Genomic DNA, 18405 nt, shown 5'->3' on the forward strand with positions numbered 1-18405 from the left:
TAGTATGTTCAAAACGCTATAAAGTGAAACTGTTATCCAAAAGAATTCTCATTGTCAAACAGTACTTCTTTAAATCATTTTCTAACCTATTTCGTTTACTTGAAACGATTCAAAAACATTTCTAGTTTTTTCTAAGTCAGATGTCAGACATCTGATACTGATATCATAACATGTTTACGCTTTCTTTTTAATACATTTTCGTAGAATTTCTCATTTTCTTCACACTTCTATTGTAATCCATTCTGCAACGAAGTGCTAATTTTTTTATGATTTATTTCTTCATATTAAAAATAAAAAGTAGCTCTAAAGAGCTACTTTTTATTTTACTTCTATTGTTTCTTCTTTATGTTCATGCAATTCGCCTTTTCTTACATGTACTTTCACTTTGTAAGCACCGTTCTCTTTGAAAGTATGTTTCGTTTCATACTCTCCTTTATTCCCTTCTTTCGCTGGAATAAATTCGTGTTTTTCAACACCATCTTTCCAAATCTCTAGTTGTACTTCAGCACCAGTTAATGCTTCTTCTTTTTGCTTTAAATGAACTTTCATTGTAGATTCAGCATTTGCCTTTATGTCTCCAGCCATAAGATGGATCATTGTGTCACTTTTATGATCTCCATGTCCTGCACTGTGATCACTATTTTCTTTTTTCGCATCTTCTACTTTCGCATTTCCTACAGCAACTTTCACTTCTGGCATAACGTGCATTTCACGTGCATTTGTGTGAGCAATAATATGGTATACTCCATCCGTTTCGAATGTTTTCTCTACTGCATAAACACCTTTTCCTTTATGCTTACCATCTAACATCTCGTGCTTTTCGTCGCCATCTTTCCAAATTTCAAACTTTACATCATCGGCATCCGTTACTTTTTCTTTCCCTTGTGTAACAAGTGCTTGTACTTCTGTTTTTTCACCTGGTTTAATTTCTTTCGGATTTGTTTGGACTGCTACTTTTACAGCTTCAAGTTTCTGTTCTTTTTTCGGTTCTTCTTTGTTTGTATTACAGCCAGCCAACGCTAGCATCGCGATAAATAAAGTTATAATCAGTTTTTTCATCATCATTTCCTCCTTTATACTTTATTTAGTATAGAGGAAATACATTGTAATATTCTAGTCTTCTGCTGAAAACAATATACGAAATGTTTGTGAAGTTTCTGTGAAACGGTCTTCCCCTCTTAATCTATGAAAAAAAGAGCATAGTAACTATGCTCTCGGATGAAACTGTTTATATACATCTTTTAATCTAGTTTTTGAAACGTGCGTATAGATTTGCGTAGTTGAAATATCTGCATGTCCAAGCATTTCTTGTACAGCACGTAAATCTGCTCCATTTTCTAATAAGTGCGTAGCAAACGAGTGACGCAACGTATGAGGTGTAAGTTCTTTTTCAATATTTGCCTCTTTCGCTAATCGTTTTAATATTTTCCAAAATCCTTGTCTTGATAATCGATTACCATGATGGTTTAAAAAGAGTGCATCTACTACTTTTTTCCCCATTAATTCTCTTCTTCCTTTTTCAATATACTTTTGAATCGCTTCCGTTGCTAAACTTCCTAGTGGAATAATTCTTTCTTTATTCCCTTTCCCTATGCAACGAACAAATCCCATCGTTAAATGTACATCTTCTAAATTGAGTGCAATCAATTCTGAAACACGAAGTCCTGTCGCATACAGTAACTCTAGCATCGCCTTATCACGAATACCAAAAGCACTTGTCATTTTTGGTGTTTGAAGTAACGCCTCTACTTCATCAACTGATAATACCTTTGGTAATTTCCGTTCCCCTTGTGGCGTTTCAATATGTACGGATGGATCGTGTTCTACCGCTCGTTCACGAAGTAAAAATTGGTGGAACGAACGAATTGATGCGATATGACGCGCCAATGTTTTCGAAGATTTTCCGTTCTCTTTTAAATACTGCAAAAAGTTAACAATGTGTAAACGGGTCACTTCATGAAAAGTTTTCGTCTGTTCCACATTTTGCAAATACTTTACGTAGCTTTTTAAATCCCGTTCATAAGATACTACTGTATTCTTTGCTAATCCTTTTTCGACAACCATATAATGAATAAAATCTTTTAATTGATCTTCCACTCTACACTACTCCCCATTTTCATAGAAAAACATCATTCTATTTACGAAAGCATCCTTTGCCGGTTCTTCATTCCCTGATACTTTTTCTACAGTCTCTTCTTTAGGTTTTTCATAACGATGATAGCTTTCATATTCTTCATTTATCCATAGTATAGCGAAATAAAACAAAATCGTACAACTTGTAAATAATAAAAATACTTTTATTCCATCAAAAGTTAATTTTAAAGCTCGGCGCATTGTAAATTCCTCCAAAATATAAGTTATTACAACATATGCCAAGCTTTCACCAATTTATACCTTATTCAAATAAAAAACCTCTTCCTAGATAAATAGGAAAAGGTTATTTTTCATCCGTTTCATTTTCTTGACAATTTTTACAAATCCCATGGAATGTTAAACGATGATCTTTCACCTTAAAGCTCCAGTCTCGTTCTACTTTCCTTTCCACTTCACCAAGTAAATCTTCTTGTATTTCTTGTACAGCACCACATTGTGTACAAATCAAATGATGGTGGAAACGCTGCGCACCTTCTTGGCGTAAGTCATAGCGTGAAACACCGTCTCCGAAGTTAATCTTATCGACAACTTTTAACTCAGATAATAGTTCTAAAGTTCGATAGACGGTTGCTAATCCGATCTCTGGCGACTTTTCTTTTACAAGGAGGTAAACATCTTCTGCGCTTAAATGATCTTCTTCATTTTCTAGCAGCACACGAACTGTTGCTTCACGTTGCGGTGTTAATTTGTAGCTCGCTGCATGTAATTGCTTCTTAATTCGTTCAATTCTTTCTTCCATTCGGTACTACTCCCTCCTCGCCACTCTTACACCATTATATCAGAAGAAGGGCTTCTGTCAAAAGAAAAAACAATAAAAACAAATTGATAATTATTCTCAAAAAGTATTTATTTTTTATTAATAGCCTCAACGACTTCTTTCATTAAAACTGGTGATGCGTAAGCCTCCACACTAGAAGCAAGTGCTAACACCACTCCAATTACGAGAAAGAAGCATGTATAACGGATTAATAATGGTAATAGTGGCTCGGTTATTTTTCTAATAAATTGATGCCTAATCATCCGTAAAGAAAAACTTGCAGCAATGGTTGTCATAACGAGAAAGACTGGAATGATAATTAAATTTTGTGGCAAAACAGATACAAATGCTAATAATAGTCCATTCCATCCATGCTGACTTACTAAAAAACCAACTGTAAATCCAACGACAACTCCTTTTACAAATAATAAAATAAAAATAAGTGGTAATCCAATAATTGAAATTCCTAAAATCCAAATAAATCCGATGTATTTTAATTGCGAAAAGTAACTTTCTCGAAACATTTCGCCCGCAATGGCAAATTCTCCTTTAGAGACTTGTCCAAAAAAACGTTGTAAATAAAATGATAAATCTTGTTTTTGATTGATTTGTAAACTATTCACGAGAATGGCTCCGAATATTACTCCCATCAATAATAAAACAGCGTTAAATATATATAATGAAGAGTTTTCCTGTATGTGAGACATTACACGGTCTTGCCAATTTTTTCGCCACATTTTTCTTCCCTCCGTTCACACTCTTATTAAAAATGTATGAAAGAAAGAAAAAAGTATGACGAATTAACATTGAAATTCCGCTCTACTTTGCTAAACTAAAAAGTAGAGAATAGGAGGGATTTCTCTTGAAACCATTATTATTAGATTTTCCAACATTATTTCAAACTGAACGCTTGCAAGTTCGTAAACCATTTCCAGGTGATGGTGCAGAAGTATATGAAGCAATCCAAGCTTCTCTAGAAAACTTAGTACCGTGGATACCAATTAACGCTGAAACAGAAGAGAGTGCTGAAGAAATTGTTCGCGAAGCTCACGGACAGTTTTTACTTCGTGAAACACTTGATTTTCACTTATACGATAAAGTATCTGGTACATTCATCGGAGCAATTACACTAAAGCCTGAAAACTGGGATATTCCAAAGTTTTCACTTCACTTCTGGCTACATAGTGCCTATACAAAACAAGGCTATATGACCGAAGCTGTTAAAGGTGCAATTCAGTTCGCCTTTGATAAACTAGGCGCTAGAAGAATTGAAATTCGTACTGATGCAACAAATATAAATGCATGTAGCTTAGCAGAACGTCTAGAATTCATTCTAGAAGGGACAATGGAAAATGACTTCCTAGCACCAGATGGTAGCTTACGTGATGCACGTGTATATGCAAAAATCAATTAAAAAACACTCGCCTTTGGCGAGTGTTTATTTTTGTAGTTGTAAATATTGTACTGCAAACATCGTCTTCGCATCATGAATACGAAGATCTTTCATAAGAGTAATCGCTTCTTCTAACGATACTTCCATTAATTCCACAAACTCATCTTCATCTAACTCAGCTTTATTTTCTTTTCTTGTCAAACCTGTCGCTTTATATACATATAAAATTTCATCTGCGAATCCTGGAGATGTATAGAAAGAAGTAATGAGCTCCATATTTTCACATACATATCCTGTTTCCTCTTCTAATTCACGAACTGCTGTTACCTCAGGTTTTTCACCAGGTTCTAACTTGCCAGCCGGAATTTCTATAATCGCCTTTTCAAGTGCTTTACGATACTGCTCAACAAGCACAATTTTCCCCTCATCAGTAATAGCAATAATAGCAACTGCACCAGGGTGATTTACAATTTCACGTTTACTCATTGCTCCATTTGGTAATACTACATCATCAACACGAACTTTTATAACTCTACCATCAAAAATTGGCTCAGTTTTTACTGTTCTCTCTGCAAGATTACTCATACTACTTCATCTCCCTGTTCTATTTCCTATTCTTTCCTCATACATTTTACCACATTGAAAGGAGCGTGATAGAAATGAAAGTTTATATTTTACCAAATCGCGTCACTTTAGTCGGAAAAGCATGGCAAATTCGCCATAAGCTAAAGCAATATAGCAAAGAGTATACAACTGTACAAGAGTGGATTACAGCAAATAAAGTGAAACATTAATCATGCTTTTACGGGCAGTTAATGCGAAGCGGAAAGTAAACGTTTGTCAACCTCTTTTCCCTCTCGTACAATAAAGGTAAGGAGGTTGACCTATGAAAAAACGTCAATTAGGAAACTCAGATTTGTTTGTTACAGAAATGGGCCTTGGCTGTATGTCTCTCGGTACATCTGAAACAGAAGCTATGCATATTATCGATGAAGCGATCGATTTAGGAATTAATTTTTTTGATACAGCAGATTTATATGATTACGGATTAAATGAAGAATTTGTTGGAAAAGCCTTGAAGGGAAGAAGAGACCAAATTGTACTTACAACGAAGGTTGGAAATCGTTGGACAGAAGAAAAAAATGGCTGGTCTTGGGATCCTTCTAAAGCTTACATAAAGACTGAAGTAAAGGAAAGTTTACGTAGACTTCAAACTGATTATATTGACCTTTACCAACTTCATGGCGGAACAATTGAAGATCCAATAGATGAAACAATTGAAGCTTTTGAAGAATTGAAAAAGGAAGGTATTATTCGCCATTACGGTATTTCTTCTATACGCCCAAATGTCGTTCGTGAATATGCAAAACGCTCAAACATCGTTAGTGTACTAATGGAATATAACCTTTTAAATCGTCGTCCAGAAGAATGGTTCCCCCTTCTAAATGAACACCAAATTAGCGTCATTGCCCGCGGGCCACTTGCAAAAGGAATTTTAACTGACAATAATGCAAGAAAGATAGAAAGAGTAAAGGAAAAGGATTATCTCTCTTATTCTTACGATGAATTACATGCAACTCTAGCAAGTGTAAAAGAAATGATTGGAGAACGCTCTTTAACAGGAACAGCTATTCAATATTGCTTACATAATAAGACTGTTGCAGCTGTTATACCTGGTGCAAGCTCTCTTCAACAATTACAGGAAAATATACGAGCTAGTCAACAGTTACCTTTAACGAAAGAAGAATATATACAACTTCAAAAGATTGTTAAATATGACACATATGCTTTGCATCGTTAAAAATATCGAATTACCGATAAAACAGAAGACTGTCTCCAGTATTAGGAGACAGTCTTTTTTATAACGTATCATATTTATCAGGATTCGTTCCTACATGTAAATCACGATTCAACGTGTTAATTTGACGTATCTCTTCTTCAGTTAGTGCAAAATCAGAAATAGTAAAGTTTTCTTTAATACGAGATGGTGTAACAGATTTAGGAATTGTAACAATCCCGCTTTGAATATCCCACCTTAATATAACTTGTGCAGGTGTTTTTTCATATTTGTTAGCAATAGCCTGAATGATTGGATGCTGGAATACTTCTCCGCCCCTCATTAACGGACTCCATGCTTCCATTTGAATTTGCTCATCTTGACAATAATTTCGCAACTCAAATTGCGTCAACATCGGATGAAGTTCCACTTGGTTTACCATCGGCTTCACTTTGCAATTTGGTAATAATAGTTCTAAATGATGTTTATGAAAATTAGAAACACCAATCGCACGCACTTTACCTTCTTCATACAATTTCTCTAAAGCTCGGTACGTATCAACATACTTCCCTCTTACCGGCCAATGTATTAAATATAAATCTACATAGTCCATTTGTAATTTTTTCAAACTCTTTTCAAACGCCTCGAGTGTCTCCTCATATCCTTGATCGTCGTTCCATACTTTTGTTGTAATAAATATATCTTCTCTTGGAATTCCTGATTCACGTATCGCCTCTCCGACACCGCTTTCATTTTCATATACAGTTGCTGTATCAATCGAACGGTATCCAACTTCTAACGCTGTTTTTACTGCTTGCTTTACTTCGTCTCCTTCTTTCGCTTTATATACGCCTAGACCAATCATCGGCATTTTCACGCCATTATGAAGTGTAGTTGTTGGAATATGCACAGTCGTCTCCCTTTCATTGTTACATTTTTTATAAGCCACAATTTTATTTCAACAAGATTCATCCCAAAAGTCAAAACATACGTACAGTTTACATAACACTTTTATATAGCTAAAAAATAGCGTGAACTCACTCATTCACGTTATTTTTTCTCCATTCTTTCGCTTTTTCATCCACATTGCGCACAAACTCATTTTTTCCTTCCGTATATAACGCGCCATCATATGTATACTTTTCGGCTAATTCTTTCTTTAAGGTTGCATATGCCTCTGCTTCTTCACAATGAGCCATCATATAATCACGAAATGCTAAATGCCTTACTATCTCTGGATTTCCTTTTTCAAACACGTGTAAATGATACGAGCGTTTTTCTTCAGTTCCATGAATAAAATATCGGCGTCTTGAAATACCATTTTCCCCTTTTACGATGTAACCAAGCTCTATAAATCGTTCATTCCACCCATCTACTCTTTCGATATTTTCTACTTCCATGATCATATCAATAATAGGTTTAGCTGCCAGTCCGGGAACTGACGTACTTCCAATATGATAAATTTTTACCGTTTCTGGCATCGCTGATTTTAATCTTTTAGCCTCCATTTGAAATTTTTCACTCCAATGGTTTTCATGTGGAACAACGACAATTTTTCTCATTCTAACTCCCCTTTTCTTACAAGCTCGTCAAAAAATGATCAGTGGTATTTCACTGATCATTTTTTTATTATTTAAAGTCTTTCCAAGTAAGGTTACTTTCACTTAGCAGTTCTTCAAATGATTTATTCTTTTCACGTTCTTTTTGTTCTTGGCGCTTTCTTTCCAGTTCAGCTGCCTCTTTTTCCTCTTCCCTCACTTGCAACTCTTTCTTCTTACTCTTTAATTGTTGCATGAGTGAATCATTTAATTGATCGCCTAATGTAAGTGTTTCTTTCTTTGGTTGATTCACTTGTGATTGTCTTTGCATTTGTCTTTGTTTCTTTTTCTTCATGCTACTCACCTTTTACTTTTTTCTCCATTATAGTAGATACACAATGAAATCGACAATAAAAAAGGGTCTTTACTCTATTATTCACTTTTTGTAAATATGTTAATTTTTCGAAAAGACTAAATTTTTATGTAGCTATAATCCTATGAATCTATTAAAATTATGTCGTATGATGTCAGATTATAAAAAAGGAGAATTATATTATGTGGAAAAAAATTATTCCTGCCGTTGCTGTTTTAAGCACCATTACTTTTTCAAGCGTATTTGCCGCTCCCCCATCTCAGAATCCAGCTGAACAAAACCGCTACATAGACGTACAAATGCTTGGTATTAATGATCTCCATGGACAACTAGATACTGTTAAAAAAATCAATAATAAAGAAGCTGGTGGCGCTGATTACTTAGCTACTTATTTAAAAGAACATAAAAAACAAAACCCTAATACACTTCTCGTACATGCTGGTGATATCGTCGGAGCTAGTCCACCAGTTTCAGCATTATTACAAGATGAACCGACGATTGAATTTTTAAATGACTTAAAATTTGATGTCGGTACAATCGGGAACCATGAATTTGATGAAGGCATTGATGAAATGAAACGCCTCATTTACGGTGGATATCATGAAAAAACAGGAAATTTCAAAGGGGCTAACTTCCCCTATGTAGCTGCTAATTTCTATAACAAATCAACTGGCCGCTTATTTTTACCACCATTTACCGTAAAAATGGTAGATGGTGTTCCTGTAGGATTCATTGGGGTTGTTACAACTGATACACCAAATGTCGTTATGCCTACGATGCTTAACAATGTACAAATTACTGATGAAGTAGAAGCAATTAATAAATCAACACAACAATTAAAACGCCTCGGCGTTAAATCTATCGTCGTTCTTGCTCATGTCGGTGGAACAACCGATGAGTCTGGGGTAACAAATGGCGATCTTACTCGAATTGCAAATGAAACAGACCCAGAAGTTGATGTTATTTTCGGTGGACATAGTCATACGTATGTAAATGGTACAGTAAATAATAAACTAATTGTCCAAGCAAATTCATACGGAATGGCTTTCTCAGACGTCGATGTAACAATTGATCGTAAAACAAAGGATATTGTAAAGAAAAAAGCTGAAGTTATTACAACGTATCATGAAGGTGTAGAACCTGATAAACAAGTAAAGAAAAAACTAGATCAATATAAAGAAAAAATCGCACCACTTGTAAATGAAGTGGTCGGAAAATCTACAGCACCTATCGACCGTAAACAAAATGATGCTGGTGAGTCCACTCTTGGAAATTTAGTTGCCGATGCTCAGCGTCAAACGATGCAAACTCAAATCTCCCTCATGAATCCTGGTGGCATTCGTAATGACTTAGATGCTGGTGATATTACGTGGGGTGAGTTATACGGCATTCAACCTTTTGGAAATCAATTGATTAAAGTAGATTTAACAGGTCAAGACATTCGCGATATTTTAAATCAGCAATGGCAAAAAGGAACAACAAGAATGCTTCAAATTTCAGGTATTCAATATACGTGGGATGCAAATAAACCAAACGGTGAAAAAGTTACAAATATACGTTTAACAAACGGAGAAGAATTATCTCCATCTACAACGTATAGCGTAGTTGCAAATGCCTTCTTAGCTTCTGGCGGTGATGGATTCGTATCATTTAAAAATGGTAAAAATGCAGAAACTGGGCCAAACGACTTTGAAGCGTTAGTCAATTACGTAAAACAATTAAAAGAACCAATTCAGCCAGTTATTGATGGAAGAATTCAAAAAGTAAATTAAGTGTTTCTCTAATAATAAATTTCATTTTTCACGTATAAAGGATTTGTACTGATCCTCTATTTTATACGTAATATACATCATAAAAAGGATACTCGTTCTTCTAATGAACATAGTATCCTTTTCTTTAGTTATCAAAATGTGATGTTTTGTCAACTTCATATTGCTGTAAAAATTGTTGCAACGCCTCTTCTACAAGTTTAGATTTTTGAATTCCTTTCGATTCTGATATAAGGTCCAATCTTGCTAATATTTCTGTATTAATAGAAAAGGTTCGTCTCTTTTTCTCTGTACTTTTACTCACAATTGGTGCAATTACTTCTTCTCTTTTTCTTAATAACTCATAAATACTTTGTAATTGCTCATAAATTAATAATTGATAATCTGTTTTCTCATATTGAAGGGCGGTCGCTTCTTGGAGTTGTAAGTGACGTGGTTCTTCTCCATCTCCTACAAAAATACGTTTCTTCTGCTCTCCATCATATTCGTATCCAATCAATCTTAATTTCTTCGATAATGTATACGGGCTTATTTCAAGACGTTTTGCTATAATAGCGATGGATTCACGTCTATTTAAACCATCTATAATTTCTCCAATCGTCACAATTTCCCTCCTCCCGTGTTGAAATGACACTAGTATGGTATGTTACAATGATTTTCTAACAGTATATGCAAAATGAATAGCCTGTGCGATTCATACGATTTCACAAAAGGAGGTTTTCAATATGCTTTTTCGTAGCTACACCCCTCAGTTCTATAACGAAAACAAACAACTCATTCCTAATAGTATCGCTACGATAGAAAGCGTTATGATTAATAATCGAAAACAAACTCTCCTTATGCGTGGACAAAACGTAGAGCAACCTATTTTATTATGCTGTCACGGCGGACCTGGGATGGCACAAATCGGATTTATTCGCCATTTTCAAAAAGAATTAGAGAAGCAATTTATTGTTATTAATTGGGATCAGCGCGGAGCTGGTAAATCCTTTTCAATGAAAGATTTCGGAGCAAATTTCACAATCGAACAATTCGTTTCCGATGCAAAAGAAGTGATTCAATATGTACTTAAAAAGTTCAACAAACAAAAACTATTTCTCGCTGGTCATTCTTGGGGAAGTATTATTGGGCTTAACATAGCACATCAATATCCAAAGTATATCGAGGCTTACATCGGTATTGGGCAAATTGTACATATGAAACAAAATGAAGAATTGCTATATCAACATTTAATTCATTCTGCAAAAAAACATGATCATAAAAAAGCATTAGCTTCCCTTTTAAAATTAGGCAAACCACCATTTTTAGATACGAGACGTCTCATTATTCAAAGAAAGTGGCTTGGCACATTTGGAGGCGCAATCCAAAACGGATCTTCCTTTTCTTTCATACGAAAAGGTTTCTTTTCTCCCGAATATACGCTATTAGATTGGTTCAAGTTTCTCGCAGGAAATTTAAAATCTGGAATTTTATGGGAAGAAATGCTGACAATCGATTTCTTTTCTTCTATCTCAAGTTTATCTATTCCAGTTTATTTTTGTTCTGGTCGCTATGATTATCAAACTCCTTATGCACTCGTTCAGGAATATTGCGATATTATTGAAGCGCCTATAAAAAAGATGATTTGGTTCCCAAATTCAGCACATTCTCCTGATTTAGAAGAACCAGAATTATTCGCTAATTCTTTACAATCAATTAAACAAGAGCTAGCTTTTCAGCATTAGTAACAAAAGGCTCTTTTACATTTCATAGAAAACATTTTATAATAATATGTCGCAAGTATGTATAAACATAGCAAAATGTTTCATATTTACTTGTCTTAACAGAATAAAAATTTAGGGAGATTACATTTATTATGAACGCTGTACTCGTCGCAGTAGCAATTATGCTATTGCTTAGTTTGTTACGTGTCCAGGTCATTGTCGCCATCATTGTTGGAGCTTTAACAGGCGGACTTATCGGCGGACTCGGTATTTCAGAAACGATTAACACTTTTACAACTGGTCTTGGAAACAGTGCTCCAATCGCTTTAAGTTATGCAATGCTTGGTGGTTTCGCTATTTCCCTTTCCAAAACAGGACTTCCAGATGCTATGATTCAAACTGCATTAAAATGGATTGGCAATGAACAAGACACGAAAAAACAAGTTTATTCTAAAATACTTATTTTATTCATTATTTTAACGATGGCTTGTTTCTCACAAAATGTGATTCCTGTTCACATTGCTTTCATCCCCATCTTAATTCCAGCACTTTTAAAAGTATTAAATGAGCTGAAAGTGGATCGCAGACTTGTCACATGTATTATTACATTTGGATTGATTACTCCTTATATGTGGATCCCTGCAGGGTTCGGAAAAATTTATCATGACGTATTGCAAACCAACGCTGCGCAAAGCGGCCTTACATTTGATGTCACACTTATTCCAAAAGCAATGACTATTCCAGCAATCGGTATGATTATTGGATTATGTGTAGCGGTATTCATTACGTACCGAAAACCTCGTACGTATGAAACAGAACAAATTCATACTACCGAAAATGAAATCGTTCCCTATACAAAACGTAGCATTACTTTCGGGTTATTATCTATCATTGCTACATTAACTGTTCAATTAACAACAGAATCCATGATTTTCGGTGCTTTAGCAGGTATTATCGTCTTATCAGTTAGTGGCAGTCTACCACTTAAAGAAGCAGATGCAATATTAACAAGCGGAATGCGTATGATGTCCTTTATTGGCTTTGTTATGATTGCTGCCGCTGGATTCGGCGCTGTTCTTCGAAAAACAGGACATGTTGAATCTCTAGTGCAAACGAGTGCACATATAATCGGAAATAACAAACCACTCGCTGCATTTCTTATGCTCGTTATTGGACTTCTCGTTACGATGGGAATTGGTTCATCCTTTTCAACCATCCCTATCTTAACAACCATTTTTGTACCTCTTTGCATTCAGCTTGGATTTAGTCCAATGGCCACAATTGCAATTATCGGTACAGCCGGAGCACTAGGTGACGCAGGATCTCCAGCATCGGATAGTACCCTTGGACCAACATCCGGTTTAAATGCTGATGGTCAGCACCATCATATATGGGATACATGTGTACCCACTTTTCTACATTACAATATACCGTTACTTATATTTGGCTTTATTGCCGCAATTACATTATAAAAAGGTGCGTATAAAACGCACCTTTTACTTTTTTATTTTTCCTTTTAATTGTTGAAAAGCTACTTTTCCGTTATCTTTGACATAGCTTTCAATTGTCGGTAGTGATGAACCTATCCATTCACACTCTATACTCCCATTCGGTCCAACAATTTTCAATTTATCTGGTATATGTATATTTAGAAATCTCGCTGACCGAATTAACTCAATAGCAATCTGATCACTTGAGGCTACAATTCCATCTATATACGGATTGTTTTGCAATAATGTAATAAATTGTTTATTTGTATACCCTTGTACACATTCTTCTCGATAAGAGATTCCTTCATCCCAAACAGCGTCTAAAAACCCTGCTATATGATCTTCCATTTCTTCACTTTCTTCTCCCTCACCGAAATATGCAAGAAAGTGACACCCTTTCTCTTTTAATAAAGAAACAGCTCTCTGTCCACTTTCATAATAATTTCCATGTGATTGTTGCTCATCGATCACAACAAACGGAAATGGAATTTCTCCTACACTTTTAAAAACTGCTCTCGTCAAAATAACACCTGCAATGTTATTTTGCTTCAGCATATGTATGTATCTATCTTTATTCTCTATATTACAAATAATGATTTGATAGCCTTCTTTATATGCTATTTCCTCAATACAATGTAGCAAAGTGATGTTTGATTGGTTACATAAATTATCTACAAGTAATGCAATTATCGTTGAACTCTCTTTAAATAGTGGCTTCGCTGCACTGTTTGGCCTATAACGTAATTCTTCAATTGCTTCCTTTACTTGTTTTACTGTGTCCTCATGAACGTATCCTTTTTCATTAATAACTCGTGAAACGGTTGCGACTGAAACACCTGCCAATTTTGCAACATCACGTATAGTTGCCACATCGTCACCCCTTAATATGGTAATAGATTACAATTTTACGGTAACCTAAATTACACTATCCGTCAAGATTAATAACTCACATTTCTGAAAATTGTTACATCATTTCACTAAACGATACTCCAACTGAATTTCATGTAAAATTGGGATATTATCATATCCCATACGTGGAATTTCTTTCTTTATTTTTCGTGCCTCCTCTACCGCATTCACATATAAATTAGTCATTACAAAATTACGTTTTTGGTAAAATCGTAACGCATTCATATTATCATTTGTTGTAATAAGCCAAACCTGTCTGCACCGTTCTTCTTCTGCAACTTGTAATACACAATCCACAAGTTTCGTCCCTATTCCTTTTCTTTCTTCAAAGCTATCTAGCGATACAATTTCGCATATATTTCCGGTCACTTCATACGTTATAATTCCGATTATTCTGTCATCTGAGAGCGCAACAAATCCTGGCAACTCTTCTAACTGATGTCCCTTACCACGTGAAACCATCAATGAACTTCCCCAGTTCTCACACATGAACATTCGGATTGTTTCTTTCATCGCTGGCGTAATTTTTTGTATATGCAGCATTTCCTATTTCTCCCCTTTTATATCATTGTGATACAATATAAGTGTATCACATGTAACGGTATTTGGAGGATGAGGTAAAGTATGAAACGTTTTTTTGCAGCATTGTTTACTATACTAGGTGCAATAACTGCCCTTGGGATTTTCTTTACAAATAAAGTGATGTACTTAAAGAAAAAAACAGAGGAAGAAGTACTCGAAAGAGAAACGAAAAAACATTTTCGTATAGAGGATTTTGATGCTCTTCATAAAGAAGAAATTCATATCCCTTCACAATTCGGATACGACCTTCACGGATATTACATTCCTGCTGGTCATTCCACCAATAAGTTTATGGTTTTTTGCCACGGTGTAACTGTAAATAAAATAAACTCTGTAAAATATGCAAACTTATTCTTAAAAAGGGGATATAACGTCCTCATTTACGATCATCGTCGTCATGGTAAAACTGGCGGAAAAACAACAAGCTATGGATACTATGAAAAACATGATTTAAAATCCGTAGTTGACTGGCTAAAAAACCGTTTTGGCACCAATATTACACTTGGTATTCATGGTGAATCTATGGGAGCTGCAACACTTCTTCAATACGCAGGACTTGTAGAAGATGGTGCTGATTTCTATATTGCAGATTGTCCTTTCTCTGATTTTCACGGACAATTACAGCACCGTTTAAAGGTTGAATTCCATTTACCAAAATGGCCTTTATTACCTTTAGCAAACGCATTTTTGAAAGTTCGTGACGGTTATACAATTCGTGAAGTTTCACCAATCGACTGTATAAAAAACATTAACAATCCCGTTCTCTTTATTCATAGTAAAGATGACGACTATATTTTAGCTGATATGACAAAAGCGTTATATGAAGCGAAAGAAAATAATAAGCAGCTTTATATTGCAGAACACGGTGCACACGCTTGCTCTTATAACGAAAATAAAGAAGAGTACGAAGCAGCCGTCGATCAATTTTTAAACACATATGTGAAAGAAACAAAAAACAGGCTTGCATAAGCCTGTTTTTTATTGCGCTAAAACGTCTGTAACTTGTTCCATATTTTCAGAAATCCATTGCATTGCATCATCTAACGTTGGGAATTCTGTCGTTTGAAATGTTACTTCATCTTGAAGTAACCAAACATCCTTTGCCTCTTGTCCTACACCTGCAATGGACCAATGTAACAAACTATATGGATGATTATCATTCAAAAATGATGCCCACGTGCGCTCATTTGCAATGTTTCGTAATGTATGTAATTGTTTATCCATCTCTCGTCACCTTACTCTAGTCAGTTATGAAAACTATTATAACACTCTCTTCTTTCTCAAACAAAGTGCTCTTTTTATATTGTCAAGCACTTCCCTTGATTATATGATGAAATTAAGCGTTTGGGAAGGAGGGATAACGTTGGCAAAAGTACAAATTAAAGTAAATGATAATGGCTCTTTTCGCGTTACAGGGGACGTGGAATTAGTCGACTCACAAGGGAATGTATTCCCAGCAAAACCGGCATTTTCTTTATGCCGGTGTGGTTTATCAAAAAATATGCCTTATTGCGACGCTTCGCATAAAGGTAAATTCGAGTCTGTTGTTAGAGCACCAGAGGCAGAATAATTTTACATGTGACATGCACATTTTTTTGTGCATGTTTTTTCTTTTTAGCAACTCCGTTATATCCCTTCTCCTTACAACATTTCTAATACTTTTATTTCCATTCCAGCCTGCATATATTTTCACACAATTCTTCACATTCGAATATTTTTTACTAGCCTTTTATTTTTTTTGTGCTATAATTTGAGCAAACAGCATCCTTCGGGGTCGGGTGAAATTCCCAACCGGCGGTGATGAAGTGAAAACTTCTAAGTCCGTGACCCGTTTTCAACTCGAAAACGGTGGATCTAGTGAAACTCTAGGGCCGACAGTATAGTCTGGATGGGAGAAGGATATGTTTCTAGTTTTTTATATAGTGAATACACTTTTATTTCAGTATGCATATTTTTAAAGATTCATTTTGATTCTTTATATATGTTTAATTTTCTATACTTATTTTTTATACTGAAATAAAAAGAGACAACTAGCGTTTAAAAATTCGATATTTTGCTAGGTTTTTTCCTTATGCAGAAATATCAATTATCGTTAGGTTTCTTTCCTATGCTTTCGTATTCAAACTATATTTCTAGAAATCACGTCTCCCAAACCCCAAGGATATTAAATCCTTGGGGTTTTTTGATTTTTTTAGGAGAGGTGAAGAAAATGACAGATCAAGAATATATGAGGATTGCCCTACAGTTAGCAGAAGGGACATCAGGACAAACAAGTCCAAATCCTATGGTTGGTGCTGTTGTTGTAAAAGATGGAAACATCGTTGGTATGGGGGCTCATTTACGAGCTGGTGAAGAACACGCAGAAGTTCATGCCCTTCAAATGGCTGGTCAGAACGCCAAAGACGCTACCGTTTATGTAACACTGGAACCGTGTAGCCACTTTGGAAAAACACCACCTTGTTGTGAATTGCTCATCGAAAAAGGAGTTAAGCGTGTTGTAATTGCTACTCTCGATTGTAATCCGCTCGTTTCTGGTAACGGAAAAAGAAGATTAGAGGAAGCTAGAATTGAAGTAACGACCGGTGTTCTTGAAGCAGAAGCAGTTTTATTAAATCGCTACTTTTTTCACTACATGAAAACGAAGCGCCCTTTTGTAACAATCAAAACAGCGATGAGCTTAGATGGAAAAACAGCAACTGTAACTGGTGAAAGTAAGTGGATTACAGGTGAAGAAGCACGTGCTGATGTTCACCAATATCGCCATACACATGATGCAATTCTTGTTGGAGTGAATACAGTTATAGCTGATAATCCTCATTTAACAACAAGAATTCCAAATGGTGGGAAACATCCTATTCGCGTTGTTTTAGATACCCATTTACGAACGCCACCATCTTCTCATGTTATAACAGATGGTTTAGCACCGACATGGATTATTGTCGGTAAGGATGTAAAGGAAGAGAAGATATCTTCTTATGAATCTAAAAATATAGCTATATTCCAAATGGAAACGAAACATATAGAAATCGAGGACCTTCTTTCCTTTCTTGGAGAGAAACAAATTCTTTCTCTATTCGTTGAAGGTGGCCAATCGATTCATGCAAGTTTCTTAAAAACAAACAATTTTAATGAAATTGTAACCTATATAAGCCCGAAATTAATTGGTGGGAAAGATGCTCCTACTTTATTTGGAGGAAATGGTTTTTCAAAATTACAAAATGCGCTTTTCTTGAAAATTCAAGAGATGAAACAAATTGGTGATGATATAAAAATCGTTGCGAATGCCCGAAACGAGGTGACGAAATGTTTACAGGAATTGTAGAAGAATTAGGAACGATAGCAAACATGCAACAAAGCGGAGAAGCGATGAAATTAACGATTCATGCAAAGAAAATTTTATCAGATGTGCACTTAGGTGATAGTATCGCGGTTAACGGTATTTGCTTAACTGTAACAAGCTTTACAACTACTTCATTTACAGTTGATGCAATGCCTGAAACGATGCAGTCGACATCACTTCGCATGCTTAAACCGCACTCTAAAGTAAATTTAGAGCGAGCAATGGCTGCAAACGGACGATTCGGTGGACATTTCGTTTCAGGACATATTGATGGAATCGGAACGATTTTAAATAAAAAACAACATTACAATGCCGTCTATTACAAAATAGCAATTTCTGATGAACTACTGCGCTATTGTTTGCAGAAAGGGTCCATTGCTGTTGATGGAACGAGTTTAACGATATTTGATATAGACGAATCTTCCATAACGATTTCACTCATCCCGCACACAGTAAGCGAATCTGTCATTGGAGCAAAAAATGCCGGAGATATCGTAAACTTTGAGTGTGACATGATTGGTAAATATATTGAACGCTTTATTACTAAACCTACAAAACGAGTAGGTTCAATGACCGAAAGCTTTTTACAAGAAAACGGATTTCTATAAGGGGGAAGCACA

The 18405-nt window shown here is 35.4% G+C and carries 23 protein-coding genes and 1 riboswitch; of the genes, 10 read left to right on the forward strand and 13 right to left on the reverse strand.

The window, feature by feature from the left end:
* Nucleotides 1–318: 318 nt before the first annotated feature.
* The 5 genes from ACTL4X_RS20720 to spoIIM form a co-directional block, all read right to left on the reverse strand.
* The gene (locus ACTL4X_RS20720) at nucleotides 319–1059 is read right to left on the reverse strand and encodes a FixH family protein (RefSeq protein WP_000733456.1); all 741 of its coding nucleotides are present in this window, start codon (nucleotides 1057–1059) and stop codon (nucleotides 319–321) included.
* 147 nt (nucleotides 1060–1206) lie between these two features.
* A complete protein-coding gene (xerD, locus tag ACTL4X_RS20725) occupies nucleotides 1207–2097 on the reverse strand; it encodes a site-specific tyrosine recombinase XerD (protein ID WP_000390088.1) in 891 nt (296 codons plus the stop codon).
* 6 nt (nucleotides 2098–2103) lie between these two features.
* Nucleotides 2104–2334, reverse strand: coding sequence for a YqzK family protein (locus ACTL4X_RS20730; RefSeq protein WP_001250432.1), 231 nt, complete (start codon nucleotides 2332–2334; stop codon nucleotides 2104–2106).
* A gap of 103 nt (nucleotides 2335–2437) precedes the next feature.
* Entirely contained in the window at nucleotides 2438–2893 is a 456-nt protein-coding gene (gene fur, locus ACTL4X_RS20735; RefSeq protein WP_000392657.1) for a ferric iron uptake transcriptional regulator, read from the reverse strand.
* Between the two features lie 107 nt (nucleotides 2894–3000).
* Entirely contained in the window at nucleotides 3001–3618 is a 618-nt protein-coding gene (gene spoIIM / locus ACTL4X_RS20740; RefSeq protein ID WP_013142149.1) for a stage II sporulation protein M, read from the reverse strand.
* Nucleotides 3619–3773: 155 nt separating this feature from the next.
* On the opposite strand from spoIIM, the gene ACTL4X_RS20745 reads away from it, so the two are divergent.
* Entirely contained in the window at nucleotides 3774–4325 is a 552-nt protein-coding gene (locus ACTL4X_RS20745) for a GNAT family N-acetyltransferase (protein ID WP_000803498.1), read from the forward strand.
* 24 nt (nucleotides 4326–4349) lie between these two features.
* Here the strand turns inward: ACTL4X_RS20745 and ACTL4X_RS20750 are convergent, their stop codons facing one another.
* Nucleotides 4350–4889 carry an NUDIX hydrolase gene (locus tag ACTL4X_RS20750; protein ID WP_000067042.1) on the reverse strand — a complete coding sequence of 180 codons (540 nt, stop codon included), beginning with the start codon at nucleotides 4887–4889 and terminating at the stop codon, nucleotides 4350–4352.
* A 74-nt stretch (nucleotides 4890–4963) separates the two neighbouring features.
* Here ACTL4X_RS20750 and mciZ point away from each other — a divergent pair, with 74 nt between their 5' ends.
* Nucleotides 4964–5098, forward strand: a complete 135-nt coding sequence (gene mciZ, locus ACTL4X_RS20755; protein ID WP_000870302.1) for a Z-ring formation inhibitor MciZ — start codon at nucleotides 4964–4966, stop codon at nucleotides 5096–5098.
* 92 nt (nucleotides 5099–5190) lie between these two features.
* Nucleotides 5191–6105 carry an aldo/keto reductase gene (locus ACTL4X_RS20760; protein ID WP_000747210.1) on the forward strand — a complete coding sequence of 305 codons (915 nt, stop codon included), beginning with the start codon at nucleotides 5191–5193 and terminating at the stop codon, nucleotides 6103–6105.
* A 58-nt stretch (nucleotides 6106–6163) separates the two neighbouring features.
* Here the strand turns inward: ACTL4X_RS20760 and ACTL4X_RS20765 are convergent, their stop codons facing one another.
* The 3 genes from ACTL4X_RS20765 to ACTL4X_RS20775 all read right to left on the reverse strand — a co-directional run bounded on the left by ACTL4X_RS20765 (nucleotide 6164) and on the right by ACTL4X_RS20775 (nucleotide 7974).
* Nucleotides 6164–6991, reverse strand: a complete 828-nt coding sequence (locus tag ACTL4X_RS20765; RefSeq protein WP_000547993.1) for an aldo/keto reductase — start codon at nucleotides 6989–6991, stop codon at nucleotides 6164–6166.
* 127 nt (nucleotides 6992–7118) lie between these two features.
* Nucleotides 7119–7643, reverse strand: coding sequence for a GrpB family protein (locus ACTL4X_RS20770; RefSeq protein WP_001227190.1), 525 nt, complete (start codon nucleotides 7641–7643; stop codon nucleotides 7119–7121).
* 67 nt (nucleotides 7644–7710) lie between these two features.
* Complete coding sequence (locus ACTL4X_RS20775; RefSeq protein ID WP_000727561.1) at nucleotides 7711–7974, reverse strand: YqkE family protein; 264 nt, start codon at nucleotides 7972–7974, stop codon at nucleotides 7711–7713.
* Nucleotides 7975–8174: 200 nt separating this feature from the next.
* Here ACTL4X_RS20775 and ACTL4X_RS20780 point away from each other — a divergent pair, with 200 nt between their 5' ends.
* On the forward strand, nucleotides 8175–9764 hold the full coding sequence (locus ACTL4X_RS20780) for a bifunctional metallophosphatase/5'-nucleotidase (RefSeq protein ID WP_000265550.1): 1590 nt from the start codon (nucleotides 8175–8177) through the stop codon (nucleotides 9762–9764).
* 124 nt (nucleotides 9765–9888) lie between these two features.
* Here the strand turns inward: ACTL4X_RS20780 and ACTL4X_RS20785 are convergent, their stop codons facing one another.
* On the reverse strand, nucleotides 9889–10365 hold the full coding sequence (locus ACTL4X_RS20785) for a ribbon-helix-helix domain-containing protein (protein WP_000151931.1): 477 nt from the start codon (nucleotides 10363–10365) through the stop codon (nucleotides 9889–9891).
* Between the two features lie 121 nt (nucleotides 10366–10486).
* Here ACTL4X_RS20785 and ACTL4X_RS20790 point away from each other — a divergent pair, with 121 nt between their 5' ends.
* The gene (locus tag ACTL4X_RS20790) at nucleotides 10487–11485 is read left to right on the forward strand and encodes an alpha/beta fold hydrolase (protein WP_000898969.1); all 999 of its coding nucleotides are present in this window, start codon (nucleotides 10487–10489) and stop codon (nucleotides 11483–11485) included.
* Between the two features lie 131 nt (nucleotides 11486–11616).
* Nucleotides 11617–12936, forward strand: a complete 1320-nt coding sequence (locus ACTL4X_RS20795; RefSeq protein ID WP_000994816.1) for a Na+/H+ antiporter family protein — start codon at nucleotides 11617–11619, stop codon at nucleotides 12934–12936.
* 24 nt (nucleotides 12937–12960) lie between these two features.
* On the opposite strand, the gene ACTL4X_RS20800 is transcribed toward ACTL4X_RS20795, so the two are convergent.
* Both ACTL4X_RS20800 and ACTL4X_RS20805 read right to left on the reverse strand, forming a co-directional pair.
* Nucleotides 12961–13824 (reverse strand): LacI family DNA-binding transcriptional regulator, encoded by an 864-nt coding sequence (locus ACTL4X_RS20800; protein ID WP_000201363.1) that lies wholly within the window; start codon nucleotides 13822–13824, stop codon nucleotides 12961–12963.
* Nucleotides 13825–13923: 99 nt separating this feature from the next.
* Nucleotides 13924–14406, reverse strand: coding sequence for a GNAT family N-acetyltransferase (locus ACTL4X_RS20805; protein ID WP_000902435.1), 483 nt, complete (start codon nucleotides 14404–14406; stop codon nucleotides 13924–13926).
* 81 nt (nucleotides 14407–14487) lie between these two features.
* Between ACTL4X_RS20805 and ACTL4X_RS20810 the strand changes: the two genes are divergently transcribed.
* Nucleotides 14488–15414 carry an alpha/beta hydrolase gene (locus ACTL4X_RS20810; protein WP_000819234.1) on the forward strand — a complete coding sequence of 309 codons (927 nt, stop codon included), beginning with the start codon at nucleotides 14488–14490 and terminating at the stop codon, nucleotides 15412–15414.
* A 9-nt stretch (nucleotides 15415–15423) separates the two neighbouring features.
* Here ACTL4X_RS20810 and ACTL4X_RS20815 read toward each other — a convergent pair whose 3' ends face one another.
* Nucleotides 15424–15669: a DUF2552 family protein gene (locus ACTL4X_RS20815; protein ID WP_000360793.1), complete on the reverse strand. Its 246-nt coding sequence runs from the start codon at nucleotides 15667–15669 to the stop codon at nucleotides 15424–15426.
* 139 nt (nucleotides 15670–15808) lie between these two features.
* Here ACTL4X_RS20815 and ACTL4X_RS20820 point away from each other — a divergent pair, with 139 nt between their 5' ends.
* The 3 genes from ACTL4X_RS20820 to ribE all read left to right on the forward strand — a co-directional run bounded on the left by ACTL4X_RS20820 (nucleotide 15809) and on the right by ribE (nucleotide 18393).
* Nucleotides 15809–16015: a CDGSH iron-sulfur domain-containing protein gene (locus tag ACTL4X_RS20820; RefSeq protein ID WP_001151582.1), complete on the forward strand. Its 207-nt coding sequence runs from the start codon at nucleotides 15809–15811 to the stop codon at nucleotides 16013–16015.
* Nucleotides 16016–16205: 190 nt separating this feature from the next.
* Nucleotides 16206–16349, forward strand: a riboswitch (FMN riboswitch).
* Nucleotides 16350–16654: 305 nt separating this feature from the next.
* The gene (gene ribD, locus ACTL4X_RS20825) at nucleotides 16655–17767 is read left to right on the forward strand and encodes a bifunctional diaminohydroxyphosphoribosylaminopyrimidine deaminase/5-amino-6-(5-phosphoribosylamino)uracil reductase RibD (protein WP_017657346.1); all 1113 of its coding nucleotides are present in this window, start codon (nucleotides 16655–16657) and stop codon (nucleotides 17765–17767) included.
* Nucleotides 17749–18393 carry a riboflavin synthase subunit alpha gene (gene ribE, locus ACTL4X_RS20830; protein ID WP_441394948.1) on the forward strand — a complete coding sequence of 215 codons (645 nt, stop codon included), beginning with the start codon at nucleotides 17749–17751 and terminating at the stop codon, nucleotides 18391–18393. Before ribD ends, ribE begins: the two co-directional genes overlap by 19 nt.
* Nucleotides 18394–18405 lie beyond the last annotated feature (12 nt).

Origin of the sequence: Bacillus sp. RE35 (assembly GCF_052146655.1) — a bacterium.
Classification (GTDB): domain Bacteria; phylum Bacillota; class Bacilli; order Bacillales; family Bacillaceae_G; genus Bacillus_A; species Bacillus_A cereus.